This is a genomic window from Agromyces sp. LHK192 (assembly GCF_004006235.1).
GTDB lineage: Bacteria > Actinomycetota > Actinomycetes > Actinomycetales > Microbacteriaceae > Agromyces.
In genome coordinates this window covers 1,187,130-1,199,724 of record NZ_CP034753.1, presented here as the reverse complement: position 1 = coordinate 1,199,724, position 12,595 = coordinate 1,187,130, and the positions used below count along the sequence as shown (strand labels likewise).

Below are 12,595 nucleotides of genomic sequence, written 5' to 3'. Positions count from 1 at the left end.
AGCGCTGCCGGGCTCGTCCGACGCGGATCACTCGGCCGGCTCGAGGTTCGCGAGCACGACCCCGGCCGAGGACGAGCCCCAGGCCGGCGGGAACACGTACAGGTCGTCCTCGGTGGGCCATCCGGTGAAGTCCTTCGAGTTGAAGAACGTCTGCGTGGCGTTGATCACGAGCGGGATGTAGGGCAGGTCGCGCACGATCTCGGTCTGGATGGTGGCGTACGCCTCGCGCTTGGCCGCGTCGTCGTTCGTCGCCGCGGCTGCCGCGACGGCCTCGTCGACGACGGGGTTCGAGTAGCGCGAGAAGTTCCACGTGCCGGGCTGCAGCTCGCTGCCGACCGCGACGGTCGAGGTGCCCGAGAACCAGTCCTTGTAGATCTGGTACGGGTCGGCCACCGACGTGCCGATCACGCCGCCGACGATGAGCTCGAACTGGCCGGTCTGGCGGGCGTCCGAGAACTCCTGCCACTGCACGGTGCCGACGTTGACCTTGATGCCGGCCTCCGCGGCCTGCTCGCCGATCAGCTTCGCGGCGTCGTTGTAGTCGGTCCAGCCGTCGACCGAGATCAGGTCGAGCTCGATGGTCGCGCCGTCCTTGCCGTAGAACCCGTCGGCGCCCTTGACGTAGCCGGCGCTCTCGAGGATCTGGCCCGCCGCCGCGGCATCCGACGTCTGCGGGCTGACCTCGTTCGCCGGGTCGGCGAGCCACTTCTCGTCGCGCGGCATGAGGGTGAACGCGGGTGAGATGTCGCCGGTGAGGCCGACGAACGCCTTGTCCTTGATGGTGCCGCGGTCGATCGCGACGTTGAGGGCCTGACGCACCGCGACATCCGTCTGCTCGCCCGCGCAACCGAGGTCGACGTTCGCGCAGGTGTACAGCACGGTCGGATCCTGCGGGGTGTTGATCGTCGAGATGATGCCGTTCGAGGTGACGTCGTCGGGGTTCGGCACGAACATGCCGGCCCAGTCGAGCTCGCCGGCGGCCAGCAGGTCCTGCGCCGACTGGTTGGCGTCGAGCGCGACGTACTGCACGGTCTTGACCGCGGGCTTGCCCTCCTCGCGGAACTGCTCGTTCGCGACGACCGTGTACGACGCCTCGGTCGTCGCCTCGACCACGTACGGACCGGTCGCGACGGGCTCCTCGTCGAGGAACGTCGTGAAGTCGTCGACCTCGCTCCAGACGTGCTCCGGGATCATCCACGTGTTGCCGAGCAGCTTGAACTCGTTCGTGAACTGCGGCGTCGAGAAGGTGAGCACCACGGTCGTCTCGTCGGTCGCCTCGGCGCTGACGAGTCCGACCTGGTTGGCGTAGTCGTTGGCCTCGTACTCGAACGAGAAGACGACGTCGTCGGCCGCGAAGTCCTCGCCGTCGTTCCAGGTGACGCCGTCCTTGAGCGCGACCGTGAGCTGCGTGCCGTCCTCGTTGAACTCGTAGGACTCGGCGAGGAGGCCTGTGGGCTCCTCGTCGGCGGTCTTGTTGAACGAGAAGAGCGTCTCGTAGATCGGGCCGAGCGCGGCGTGCAGCACGTTCGGCGCGTACGGGTTGAAGGTGACGGTCAGCGGGGTCTGGCTGCCGGCCCAGACGCGGAGCGCGTCGCCCCCGCCGGACTCGCCGCTGTCGGACGGCGCGCAACCGGTGAAGGCGAGCGCGAGGGCGGCCGCTCCGGCCGCGGCGGCGATCGCCGCACGGCGCTTGGTTCGGATCATCGTTCCGTGGTTCCTTTCGAGGCTTCATTGCAGGGAAGGTGCGGGCGACGACGGCTGCGCCGAACCGGCGGGCCGTGCTACCTCGAAGGAACCTAACAGAAAAGGAACTTTATGGAAAGAGTCCTTACAAATCACGGATCACGACTCGGTCACGATGGATGCCGGCCCCTGCGGCCCCGCCGCCCCGTCCCGAGCCGGACTGCCCGCGGCCAAGTCCATCGCGTGCGGGTTTCTCCCACGCGTGCGAGATGCATGGCGCACGCGCGGGAGAAACCCGCACGCCGCGGAAGAACTCGCACGCGTCGGGTACGGGAGGGATGGGGACGGCGAGGAGGGAGAGGGCTGTCGGGCCCCGCGGCTTCGACTGCCGGTCAGCCGAGCAGGGCGGCGAGGCGCGGGAGCTGCTCGGGGTCCTCGAGGGCGGAACCGACGGCGGCGACCCGCACGCCGGCGTCGAGGTATGTCGCGATGTTGCCGGCGTCGAGCCCACCGGTCGCGACGAACGACACCTCCGGGAACGGCCCGCGCATCGCACGGAACCAGTCGGGGCCGAGCGCGGTCGCGGGGAACGCCTTCAGCCAGGTGAGTCCGAGCGCCCGCGCCGCCATCACCTCGGTCGGCGTCGCGACGCCGGGGAGGGCCGGCACACCGGCGTCGAGCGCGGCCCGCACGACGTCCGCGTCGAACCCGGGGCTCACGATGAAGGCGGCGCCGACGGATGCCGCGACCTCGACCTGGTCGACGGTCAGGACGGTGCCGGCACCGACGCCGACCCCGCGCGCGCGTCCGGCCTCGACGACCGCGGCGAGCGCGTCGACGTCCTCGGCGCTCTGGATCGGCACCTCGACGGCTTCGATGCCGAGATCCCACGCGGTGTTCGCGAGCGCCAGGCACCGCTCGGCCCCCATGCCCCGGAAGATCGCCATGATCCGCCGTCCGGCGAAGAGCTGCTCGAAGGTGACGTCGGTCGTCATGCGGGAGTCCTTTCGTTGCCGGCTGCGGAGCCACCGGCTGCGGAGCCACCGACCGCGGACTCCCCGGTCGCTGACGCCCCGCTCGCCGGGCGTCTCGGGAAGTCGGCGGTGTCCGCCAGCGTCAGCGCCGCCCGGGCGTGCCCGGCCGACAGTCGTTCGGCGGCGGCGCGTCCGTCCAGCAGCGCGTGCAGGTACCCGGCGGCGAACGCGTCGCCGGCGCCGACGACCTCGACGACGTCGACGGCCGGCGTCGCCACGAACACGGCCGATCCGTCGCGTGCGAGGGCGGTGGCACCGACTTCGCCGTCCTTCACGACGACCTCGTCGGGTTCGGGCAGCAGGGCGCGCACGTCGGCGGGGGTCCGCGCCCCCCAGAGCACCTGGGCCTCGTCGAGCCCGACGAACACGAGATCGGCACGGCGGGCGAGCGCCAGGAGCCGTTCGCCGGCACGGTCGGGTTCGCCGGCGGCGCGCCAGAGGGCCGGTCGGTGGTTGACGTCGAACGCCAGGCGCGCGCGACCCGCGGCGACGCGGTCGACTGCGGCGTCGACGAAGGCGCCGCAGGTCGCCGACAGGGCCGGGGTGATGCCGCTGAGGTGCACGATCGCGACCTCGTCGATCGGCATCCGATCGAGGAATCCCGGATCCGTCCGCGACGCCGCCGAACCGGCGCGGTAGTACGTCACGGCCCCGCCGGGATCCTTCACGTACAGCCCGGACGGGGCGTGCGGGTCGAGTTCGACCCAGCGCGTGTCGACGCCGCGATCGCGGAGTTCGGCGGCGATGCGGCGGCCGAGCGCATCGTCGCCGAGGCGCCCGGCGAAGGCGGCGCGGCGACCGAGTGCGGCCAGGTGCGAGGCGACGTTCGCCTCGGCGCCGGCGGCATCGATGCGGAACTCGCGGGCGTGTTCGACGGACTCGGCGGCGGCCGGCACGACGAGCGCCATGACCTCCCCGATGGCGAGCACCTCGGGATGCGTCGGCGCGGGCATGCACCTATGCTGACCATTGTGCAATCGCAGCGCAAGCGCGTTGCAACATACGCAACACGGAGCGGTCCAGCACCGCGAGACGCACAGAGACGAGACGACTCCGGATGCCCCACCTCGACGCCGACGCCCTCGCCGGGCTCGACGACCTCGTGCTCTCCCCCGTCGACACCGGCCTGCCCGCCCGTGCGGCCGGCATGACCGCGCGCGACTTCCTGGCGACCGCACCGACCATCGACGAGTTCTGGACGCCGCTCACCGTGCTCGACCGCGCCGCGCTCGAGCACAATGCCGACACCATCCAGGCGTGGTCGGCCGACCGCGGCCTCGAACTCATGCCGCACGGCAAGACGACGATGGCGCCGGCCCTCTGGCAGCTCCAGCTCGAGCGCGGGGCGACCGGGCTCACCCTCGCGACGCCCGGGCAGGTGCGCACGGCGAGGGCGTTCGGCGCGACCTCGATCCAGCTCGCGAACGCGATCGCGGCACCGCAAGCGCTGGCGTGGCTGGCCGCCGAGCTCTCCGACGAGGCGTTCGCGTTCCGCAGCTGGGCCGATTCCGCCGCCACCGTCGAGGCGATGGAGCGGGGCCTCGCTGCGACAGGCGCCGACCGTACGCTCCCCCGTCCCATCGACGTGCTCGTGGAACTCGGCGCCCCAGGCGGCCGAACCGGCGCGCGCACCGTCGACGAGGCGATCGAGGTCGCACGGCGCATCACCGCGTCGCCGGTGCTCCGCCTCGCGGGCGTGGCCGGATACGAGGGCAGCCTCGGCCACGATCGATCCGACGCCGCTGAGGGCGCCGTGCGCGGATACCTCGGCGACATGCTCGACCTGTTCACCGAGGTCCGCGGCCTCCGCGCCGACCAGGGCAGCGCGGACCGACGCCGCGCCGACGACCCCGGCGCCGACGACCCCATCCTCTCGGCCGGCGGCAGCGCCTACCTCGACCTGGTCGCCGAGGTGTTCGCCCCGGCAGCAGCCGACCCCGGGGCTCGCGTCGTGCTGCGGTCCGGAGCTTCGCTCGTCCACGACGAGGGCTTCTACCGCGGCATCTCCCCCATCGACGAGGCGCTCCGGCCGGCGATGCGCGGCGTCGCCCGCGTCGTGTCGCACCCTGAACCAGGGCTCGCGCTCCTCGACGGGGGCAAGCGCGACCTGCCGTACGACGAGGGGCTGCCGATCCCGCTCGCATCCGGCGACGGCGTCGGAGCGGCGCTGCGCGCCGCGGCGGAGGCATCCGACGTGCGCCCGCTCGCGGAGGCATCCGTCACCGCGGTGAACGACCAGCACGCCTACCTGCGATCGGATGCCCCGCTGCCCGTCGCCGTCGGCGACGTCGTCGCGCTCGGGTTGTCGCACCCGTGCACCGCGTTCGACAAGCGCCGGGTGCTGCCCGTCGTCGAGCACGCCGGCTCCGATCTCGTCGTGGCCCTCGTCCGGACCCTGTTCTGAGGCCGGCGGCATGAGCGTGCTGATCACGAACGTCTTCGCGGTCGACGGCGACGGGCGCGGCGACGCCCTCGTCGACGTGCGCGTCACCGGTGATCGGATCGCCGCGATCACGCCGGCCGCGTCCGGTGGGTCGGATGCCTCGGGCGAGGCAACCGCCGTCGGTGCATCGGTGATCGACGGCGACGGCAGGCTGCTCCTGCCCGGCTTCGTCGATGCGCACTCGCACGCGGGCGGCCTGCTCGGCGACCCCGAGGTCCCGCTCGCGCTGCTCCGGCAGGGCGTCACGACCGTCGTCTCCGGGCAGGACGGCGTCGGCTCGGCGCCCGGCGACGGACGCTACGCGGGCGAGTACTTCGCCGCGATCGACGGACCGAACGGCGGGTACGACGGCGGCGGGATCGCGGCGCTGCTCGCCGCCGCCGACGGCGCATCCGCGCTCAACCTCGCGACCCTCGTGCCCGCGGGCACCGTGCGCTTCGAGGTCATGGGCCGTTCGACCGCGGCCGCCACCGCCGATGAACTCGACGCCATGGCGGCGCTCGTCGCCGAAGGCCTCGCACAGGGCGCCGTCGGGCTGTCGACCGGACTGGACTACGTGCCCGGCATCTTCGCGAGCACCGACGAACTGACCGCGCTCGCGCGCCCGCTCGCCGACGCGGGCGGCGTCTTCGTGTCGCACATGCGGGGCGGCTACGAGTCGGGCTCGGCCGCCGGCATCGCGGAGCTCGCCGCGATCTCGCGCGGCTCGGGCGCGCCGATCCACGTCTCGCACTTCCACGCCGAGCCGCACCTGCTGCTGGGCCTCCTCGACCAACTCGACGCCGACGGCATCGACGCCACGTTCGACGCGTACCCGTACGGCCGCGGATGCAGCCTGCTCGGGATGCCGATCCTGCCCGCCGCCCTCTCGGTGCTGCCCGTCGACCGGGTGCTCGCGACGCTCCGAGACCCGGTCGAGCGCGAGCGGCTGCTCACCGAGTGGTTCCCGACCATCGTCGACTACCCGAGCCTCGGCCCCGACTGGCCCTCGATGCTCACCTTCGCGCACATCGCCGCCCCCGAGTACGACTGGGCGCACGGATGCACCGTGGCCGAGGCATCCGCGCGCGGCGGCGCGTCGCCCGCCGAGTTCGCACTCGACGTGCTGGTCGCGAGCCGCCTCGAGGTCACCGTCGTCATGGCCGTGCAGGTCGAGCGCCGGGACGCCGACCTGCGGCGGATCCTCGCGCACCCCGCGGCGATGGGCGGATCGGACGGGATCTTCATCGGCAGGCATCCGCATCCGCGGGCGCGCGGCACCTTCGCGCGGTACCTCGACCTGCTGGTCGGCGGGGGCGACGGCGATCGCGGCGGCGTGCTCGACTGGGCGCAGGCGGCCGCGCTGTGCTCGACGCGGGCGGTCGACCGGTTCGGCCTCGGCGAGCGAGGTCGCGTGCGCCCGGGAGCGATCGCCGACCTGGTGCTCGTGGACCCGGCGCGCGTGCGCGACCGGGCGTCGTATGACGAACCCCTGCGCCTCGCGGAGGGCATCGACGACGTGCTCGTCGGCGGGGTGCCGGTGCTCGCCGGCGGTCTGGTCACCGGTGCGGCCCCGGGCCGGGGTATCCGCCGGTCGGGCATCCGGCCGTCAACCGATCGATCCGCCGGAGGGGAGCCCTGATGTCGCAGTCCGTCACGCGCGCCGCACGCATCATCGACCGCATCGCGGCAGACCCCGGCACCGTCGCCGAACTCGCCGAGCAGTTCGGCCTGCACCGGTCGACGATGTTCCGCGAACTGCAGGCGCTCGAGCAGGTCGGATGGGTCCGACGCCGGCCGAGCGGGCGCTACGCGCTCGGCACCCAGCTGGCCGCGCTGTCACGGCAGGCGCTCGAATCGCTCGACCTGCGCGACGTCGGCGGGGAGCATGTGCGACGACTGCACCGGCGCACCGGGAACACCGTGCACCTCGCCGCGCTGATGGACCGGTCGATCGTCTACGTCGACAAGGTCGAGGACGAGTCCGGCATGCGCATGTACTCGCGGGTCGGCAAGGCCGTGATCCCCCACTGCTCGGCCGTCGGCAAGGCGATCCTCGCCGGGCTCGACGCCGACCGGCGCGACGACATCCTGGCCCGCGCGACCTGGGAACGCTTCACCGAGACGACCATCACCACGCGCGAGCGCCTCGACCGCGAACTCGCGACCGTCACGGCGCGCGGCTACGCGACCGACGACCGCGAGTTCGAGGCCTTCGTGAACTGCATCGCCGTGCCGATCGTCGCGGACGTCGGCGTCGTCGGCGCGGTGTCGGTCACCGCGATCCAGATGGTCGCCGATCTCGACCGCCTCGCCGCGCACGTGCCCGCCATGCGGGAGACCGCAGCCGCCATCGCCGACGAGCTCGACTGACCATCGGATGCCCCGCCCGGGGCATCCGCCGCCATCGTCGGCGCCGCCGACATCCACCCGCCAGGAGGACCCCATGCCCAAGACCGCCGTCACCCTCTCCAACGCACCCAAGCCGGCCGGCCCCTACAGCCACGGCGTCGTCGCGAACGGCTTCCTGTACACCGCGGGCTTCGGCCCGCAGGACCCGGCCACCGGCCTCGTCGTCGAGGGCGGCGTGCAGGAGCAGACCCGGCAGGTGCTGCGGAACATCGGCGCCGTGCTCGCCGAGTACGGCCTCACCTTCGACGACGTGGTGAAGGTCACCGCGCACCTCGAGGACCTCGCCGACTTCGCCGAGTACAACGAGGCCTACGCCGAGTTCTTCACCGAGCCCTACCCGGTGCGCACGACCGTCGGGTCGCGGCTCGCGAACATCCTCGTCGAGATCGACGTGGTCGCGGCGGTGCCGCAGGGCTGAGACGCCGCCCTGAATCCCGGCCGAGCGCCGATCGTAGACTGGCGACCGGGGGCACGCCGGCACGGTACGGCGCGGAGGGGGCGAAGTGAGCGACGGTCGGAGCGGCGAGCGCGCCGGGCATCACCGCGACGACGATCGCTACCTGGTGGTGCGCGCCGACTCGCCGGATCCGCGTGGCGGCACCCCGCCCGACGCGGAAGGCGCCGCGAGCGGAGCCCCTTCGACCTCGTCGAGTGCGCAGGCCGCCCCGGCACCGCACGACCGGCGAAGCCGACGGCGTCGGCGGCGCGCCGCCTGGATCGCCGCCGGCACGATCGCCGCGGTCGGGCTGGTCGTCGGAGCCGTCGCCGTCGTTCGCCTCCTCACTGCCGACGACGACCCGTTCGCCGCGCGTGCGGAGATCTGGACCGACGCCGACTCCTCAGCCGCGCGCGCCGCGGTCGAGGGTGCCTCCGCCGCGGAACGCGACGCCGCCGAGGTGCTCGCGGCACGCCCGACCGCGATCTGGCTCACCCCCGAACGCGACCCCGTCGACGACATCGGCTCGCGGCTCGACGGCATCATCGACGCCGCGGCGTCGGCGGACGCGGTCCCGGTCGTCGTCGTCTACGGGATCACCGACCGCGACTGCGGCGGGGCGTCGGCGGGCGGCCTGCCGCCCGCCGAGTACGAGGACTGGATCGACGAGATCGCGCGAACACTGCGACCGCCCGCCGCGGTCGTGCTCGAACCCGACGCCCTCGCCCTCGCCCCCGAGTGCGACGACCCCGACGCCCGGATCGACCAGGTCGCCGACGCGCTCGACGCGCTGGGGCGCTCCGGCGCAGCGATCTACCTCGACGGCGGGCACTCGGCGTGGCTCCCGCCCGACCGGATGGCCGACCTCCTGCGCCGTGCGGGCGTCGACCACGCCCGAGGATTCGCGACCAACGTGTCGAACACGCAGTCGACCGACGCGGAACTCGAGTACGCGAGCGCGCTGTCGACCGCGCTCGGCGGTTCGCACGCCGTCATCGACGTGTCACGCAACGGCGCGGGACCGCCCGCCGACGGCGAATGGTGCAATGCTCCCGACCGCGCGATCGGCACCGACCCACGGCCGATCGACGACCCCGTCGTCGACGCGCTGCTCTGGGTGAAGCCGCCGGGCGAGAGCGACGGACCCTGCAACGGCGGTCCCGCCGCCGGCACGTGGTGGCCGGATGCCGCGATCGAGCTCGTGCGCAACGCGGAGGGGTCGCCCGCGGGCGACCGTTGATCGGAGCGGGGCCGATCGGACAGACTCGGGACAGGGGGTACACCGGAATGACGGATCAGCAGCGCATCGCCATCGTGATCGAGGACGAGCCCGACATCCGCGAACTGCTCGTGCAGGTGCTCGGCCAGGGCGGGTTCACCGTGCACGCGGCCGGCAACGGGCTCGACGGGGTCGCGCTGGTGGAACGCCACCGGCCGCTCGTGACGACGCTCGACGTGAGCATGCCCGGCATCGACGGCTTCGAGGCCGCAAAGCGCATCCGGGCGATCAGCGACACCTACCTGATCATGCTCACGGCCCGCGGTGACGAGATCGACACGCTGATGGGGCTCGAGGCGGGCGCAGACGACTACATGCTCAAGCCGTTCCGGCCGCGCGAGCTCCGCGCCAGGATCGACGCGATGCTGCGCCGGCGCGCACGCGACGCCGCGGTGGCGCCGGCTCCGAACGGCTCACCGCGACCGGAGGGGGCCGCCGACGCAGGCACTGCCGCATCCCCCGTCACGACGACTCCGGATGCAGCAGCGGCACCGGCACCGGCACCGAGCGACGAGCGGCCTGCCCGGCCGGCCGAGGCAAGGGCGGCAGGGGCCGCGACCGCGGACGGCGATCCGACGAGCACCCGTCCCCGATCCGTGCCCGGCGACGACGACGGCTGGCTCGAGCACCGGGGCATCCGGCTCCAGCCCGACATGCACCTCGTCACGCTCGACGGCGAGGAGCTCGACCTCACCCGTAGCGAGTTCGAGCTCCTCCACCTGCTCCTGACCTCGCGCCGTCGCGTGCGGAGCAAGGCCGATCTCGCGCTCGCGCTGCGCGGTGAGAGCTACGTCACGTCGTACTACGTCGGCGACGCCGACAAGCGCGCTGTCGAGGTGCACCTCGCCAACCTGCGCCGCAAGCTCGGCGAGAGCGCCACGCAGCCGACGTGGATCGAGACGGTGCGCGGCGTCGGCTACCGGCTCACCGCCGACGACTGATCCACCCGACCGGGCCGGTCAGACCTGGTAGCCGTGGTGGCGGCGGACCAGCTTGCCGAACATGCCGAGCGTCTGCAGCACGGTGATCACGCCCAGCACCGGCCAGCCGACCCACAGGATCGACGACTGCACCACCGGCGAGAGCTGCGTCCAGATCGCGATCATCGCGATCACCACGGCGAGCGCGATGAGCAGCGGCGTGAGGTAGCCGTGGCCGCCACCGCGCTCGGCCTTCGCCTGCGCGTCCCAGTTGTCGACCTGCTTGCGGCTCGCAAACTTCGTCCACGCCCGGAGGAAGTGGCCGATGCGCACCCACATGTAGACCTCCGCGGGAAGGATCAGCACGGCGAACAGCACGTCCTTCCACCCCCGATCGCGCATCGACAGCGCGATGCGCAGGTTCAGCAGCACCGCGACCACCGGCGGGATCAACCACACCGGGCTGAACACGAACGCGTCGATCGACAGCGACCCCGCCAGCAAGACCAGGAACAGCACGCGCGTGAGCGCATTGACCGCCATCGAGAGGTTCTCGAACCACCTCAGGCGCAGGTTCGGGTGGAAGGGCTGGCCCTTCGTGTCACCGCGCTGCCCCGGCCACATGAGCTCGATCGCACCGTAGTTCCACTTGACCTGCTGCGCGTCGAGCGCGCGCAGGGTGGTCATGCCGCCGACGTCCGCGCGGGCGCGGGCGGAGATCTTCGTCAGGTACCCGGCCGACTTGATCTGCAGCGACAACAGCGAGTCCTCGACCTCGCTGTCCTTGACCCACGGCGTCGTCTGGCGGTTCGCGGCCATCGCGTCGCGCAGGGCCTTCGTCGAGAAGATCGAGTACTGGCCGCCGAGCACCGCCATGTTCCGTCCGCGCAGCATGTTCTGCATGTTGAACGCCGCGAACTGCGCGCGCTGGCCGGCGATGAGGAAGGGTGCCACGACGCCGGTGAACGGGCGGTCGTCGATCGAGTAGATCGCCGAGATGCCGCCGATGCGGCTGTCCGACGCGATCTCGGCCTCGAGGAATTCGACGGCCTGGGGATCGGCGACCGTGTCGCCGTCGACACCGAGCAGGTAGTCGAGGCCCTCGACGAGGGTGTACCCGTAGTTGAGGGCGCCGACCTTCTTGTCGGGGTTCGAGCCGATGTCGTGCACGTACACCTCGGCCTGCTGCTCCACGCCGTCCGCATCGACCCGCGTGTGCAGGCCGGCGAACGCGGCGGCGCGCTCCACGGTGCGGTCGGTCGAATTGTTGACGACCACGTGGATGACGTCGGGCAGACGGCTCTGCGCGAGCAGCGAGTCGAGCACCTCGGCGATCGACTCCTCCTCGTTGTAGGCCGGAACGACGCATCCGATCGTCGAACGTGCCGTCGGAAGGGTCTCGACGACGGCGAGGAACTCCCCGGCCAGCGAATCCGCCACGGGACTGCGGTACTGCCGGTCGTCCCGAGGGTCGGCGTCGCGCCCCATCGATGCGGTCCGAGGGGCGTCGGACACGGGGGTCGCGAGGTCGGTCATCTCGGTTCGTCCTCCTGTTCATGGTGACGCGGATGCGTCGTTCCGGTGTTTCCATGGTCGAGCGCCGACCGCAGCGGGAGCCGAGGGATGCGATAGCGTCGGCTCAAGATCTCCTCAGGATTCGGCGTTTGGGGGGCCAGGCGTCGCCGGACCGGAAGGAACCGCGTGCCGAACCGATCCCAGCACCGCCCGCTGCGCGCCGTCGGCGCCGCTGCGCTGCTCGCCGCCGGCCTCGCCGTGGGGCTGTCGTCGTGCTCGACCCCGCCCTGGCTCGGGCCGGACGACACCGCCGCCCCCACGACGAGCGCACCGCAGACCACGCCGGCCCAGCCGGTGCAGAACGACCTCGCGGCCGGCTCCGCGACCCGCACCCTCGAGGTCGGCGCCGTGACGCTGACCGTCGACTACTGGTCGACGCTCTCGATGGACCAGTGGACGGCGGCCGCCCAGAAGCCGCTCAGCTTCTCGCTGCGCGGCACGATCGCACCGGCCGACGGACAGAAGCTGTACCTGTCGCGGGTCACCGCGACGCCGGCGGTGCGCGCCGCCGACGGCTCCGCGCTGCCCGGGTTCGATCCGATCGTCGACCAGTCCACGGTCGCCCCGGGTTACCTCATCCTCGACCCGTACAGCTACAGCCAGACGTTCACGCTGCCTCCGGTCGACCAGGCGGCGACGAGCATCGAGATCTCCATGCGCTACGAACTGCTGCAGCAGTCGACGCCGACCTCGACCGACTACGCGAAACAGACCGTCGTGGACACCCTGACCATCGCGATCGCCGCCGAGCCGGGCGACTCGGAGCCAGGCGATGCAGAGGCGCCCACGGAGACCACCGAACCGGCCGAGTAGCGCAGAGCGCGCCGCATGCGC

General features: G+C 72.4%; 11 protein-coding genes. 7 read left to right on the top strand and 4 right to left on the bottom strand.

What is annotated here, in order from left to right; translation table 11 throughout:
• Nucleotides 1-27: 27 nt before the first annotated feature.
• The 3 genes from ELQ40_RS05350 to ELQ40_RS05340 form a co-directional block, all read right to left on the bottom strand.
• Entirely contained in the window at nt 28-1,704 is a 1,677-nt protein-coding gene (locus ELQ40_RS05350; RefSeq protein WP_127792758.1) for an ABC transporter substrate-binding protein, read from the bottom strand.
• 371 nt (nt 1,705-2,075) lie between these two features.
• Complete coding sequence (locus ELQ40_RS05345; RefSeq protein ID WP_127792757.1) at nt 2,076-2,678, bottom strand: bifunctional 4-hydroxy-2-oxoglutarate aldolase/2-dehydro-3-deoxy-phosphogluconate aldolase; 603 nt, start codon at nt 2,676-2,678, stop codon at nt 2,076-2,078.
• The gene (locus ELQ40_RS05340; protein WP_127792756.1) at nt 2,675-3,670 is read right to left on the bottom strand and encodes a sugar kinase; all 996 of its coding nucleotides are present in this window, start codon (nt 3,668-3,670) and stop codon (nt 2,675-2,677) included. The genes ELQ40_RS05345 and ELQ40_RS05340 overlap by 4 nt, the downstream gene beginning before the upstream one ends.
• A 104-nt stretch (nt 3,671-3,774) precedes the next feature.
• Here ELQ40_RS05340 and ELQ40_RS05335 point away from each other — a divergent pair, with 104 nt between their 5' ends.
• The 6 genes from ELQ40_RS05335 to ELQ40_RS05310 all read left to right on the top strand — a co-directional run bounded on the left by ELQ40_RS05335 (nt 3,775) and on the right by ELQ40_RS05310 (nt 10,207).
• Entirely contained in the window at nt 3,775-5,121 is a 1,347-nt protein-coding gene (locus tag ELQ40_RS05335; RefSeq protein ID WP_127792755.1) for an alanine racemase, read from the top strand.
• Between the two features lie 10 nt (nt 5,122-5,131).
• Nucleotides 5,132-6,781: an amidohydrolase family protein gene (locus ELQ40_RS05330; RefSeq protein WP_127792754.1), complete on the top strand. Its 1,650-nt coding sequence runs from the start codon at nt 5,132-5,134 to the stop codon at nt 6,779-6,781.
• Nucleotides 6,781-7,512 carry an IclR family transcriptional regulator gene (locus tag ELQ40_RS05325; RefSeq protein ID WP_127792753.1) on the top strand — a complete coding sequence of 244 codons (732 nt, stop codon included), beginning with the start codon at nt 6,781-6,783 and terminating at the stop codon, nt 7,510-7,512. The genes ELQ40_RS05330 and ELQ40_RS05325 overlap by 1 nt, the downstream gene beginning before the upstream one ends.
• Nucleotides 7,513-7,585: 73 nt before the next feature.
• Nucleotides 7,586-7,969, top strand: a complete 384-nt coding sequence (locus ELQ40_RS05320; RefSeq protein WP_127792752.1) for a RidA family protein — start codon at nt 7,586-7,588, stop codon at nt 7,967-7,969.
• An 85-nt stretch (nt 7,970-8,054) separates the two neighbouring features.
• Nucleotides 8,055-9,227, top strand: coding sequence for a glycoside hydrolase family 6 protein (locus tag ELQ40_RS05315; RefSeq protein WP_240665952.1), 1,173 nt, complete (start codon nt 8,055-8,057; stop codon nt 9,225-9,227).
• A gap of 47 nt (nt 9,228-9,274) precedes the next feature.
• Nucleotides 9,275-10,207, top strand: a complete 933-nt coding sequence (locus ELQ40_RS05310) for a response regulator transcription factor (protein ID WP_127792751.1) — start codon at nt 9,275-9,277, stop codon at nt 10,205-10,207.
• An 18-nt stretch (nt 10,208-10,225) separates the two neighbouring features.
• Here the strand turns inward: ELQ40_RS05310 and ELQ40_RS05305 are convergent, their stop codons facing one another.
• Entirely contained in the window at nt 10,226-11,722 is a 1,497-nt protein-coding gene (locus ELQ40_RS05305; protein WP_127792750.1) for a glycosyltransferase, read from the bottom strand.
• Between the two features lie 165 nt (nt 11,723-11,887).
• On the opposite strand from ELQ40_RS05305, the gene ELQ40_RS05300 reads away from it, so the two are divergent.
• A complete protein-coding gene (locus ELQ40_RS05300) occupies nt 11,888-12,574 on the top strand; it encodes a hypothetical protein (RefSeq protein ID WP_205649435.1) in 687 nt (228 codons plus the stop codon).
• Nucleotides 12,575-12,595 lie beyond the last annotated feature (21 nt).

Excerpts from the sequence above, each read along its gene's own strand:
- ELQ40_RS05330 (WP_127792754.1), top strand. The coding sequence starts at position 5,132 with ATGAGCGTGCTGATCACGAACGTCTTCGCGGTCGACGGCGACGGGCGC.
- ELQ40_RS05320 (WP_127792752.1), top strand. The coding sequence starts at position 7,586 with ATGCCCAAGACCGCCGTCACCCTCTCCAACGCACCCAAGCCGGCCGGC.
- ELQ40_RS05345 (WP_127792757.1), bottom strand. The coding sequence starts at position 2,678 with ATGACGACCGACGTCACCTTCGAGCAGCTCTTCGCCGGACGGCGGATC.
- ELQ40_RS05325 (WP_127792753.1), top strand. The coding sequence starts at position 6,781 with ATGTCGCAGTCCGTCACGCGCGCCGCACGCATCATCGACCGCATCGCG.
- ELQ40_RS05335 (WP_127792755.1), top strand. The coding sequence starts at position 3,775 with ATGCCCCACCTCGACGCCGACGCCCTCGCCGGGCTCGACGACCTCGTG.
- ELQ40_RS05305 (WP_127792750.1), bottom strand. The coding sequence starts at position 11,722 with ATGACCGACCTCGCGACCCCCGTGTCCGACGCCCCTCGGACCGCATCG.
- ELQ40_RS05340 (WP_127792756.1), bottom strand. The coding sequence starts at position 3,670 with ATGCCCGCGCCGACGCATCCCGAGGTGCTCGCCATCGGGGAGGTCATG.
- ELQ40_RS05350 (WP_127792758.1), bottom strand. The coding sequence starts at position 1,704 with ATGATCCGAACCAAGCGCCGTGCGGCGATCGCCGCCGCGGCCGGAGCG.
- ELQ40_RS05310 (WP_127792751.1), top strand. The coding sequence starts at position 9,275 with ATGACGGATCAGCAGCGCATCGCCATCGTGATCGAGGACGAGCCCGAC.